Origin of the sequence: Gluconobacter sp. P1D12_c, from assembly GCF_018812105.1 — a bacterium.
GTDB classification, from domain to species: domain Bacteria; phylum Pseudomonadota; class Alphaproteobacteria; order Acetobacterales; family Acetobacteraceae; genus Gluconobacter; species Gluconobacter oxydans_A.
In genome coordinates this window covers 1-356 of the sequence record NZ_JACSIQ010000889.1, presented here as the reverse complement: position 1 = coordinate 356, position 356 = coordinate 1, and the positions used below count along the sequence as shown (strand labels likewise).

Below are 356 nucleotides of genomic sequence, written 5' to 3'. Positions count from 1 at the left end.
GTCTTATGGTCCAGCATTATCCGCAGACGCCTGACACTGAACTCGGCAAAAAGGCTCTCGAACTCATTGAAGTTGTCTCTAAGCGACACCATCAGCAGGTTATCGAAAAACTCCAAAAAATTGGATGCGATGCTCTAACGGGGCGTAATCTGTTTGCGTTGCGTGGTTCGTGGGAGCTTGGCAACAGGGATATCAATGCGGTGGATGATTCCGCAAAAGCATATATGCTTGACACTTACACGATATCTCACATGGGTAGAGGTGGGGGTAGCGTCTTAGAAGATGGKATGCTGTCAAAGGTTCTCGACATAGAGCGTCTACAAGACCCCGTAGAGCTTGATGAGCCTCCTAATGAG

At 48.5% G+C, this 356-nt stretch carries 1 protein-coding gene; it reads left to right on the top strand.

Annotated elements, in window-relative coordinates; translation table 11 throughout:
* Positions 1 to 356 (top strand): hypothetical protein (locus KP705_RS19655; protein WP_215765530.1); only part of this gene is annotated, 356 nt, incomplete at both ends.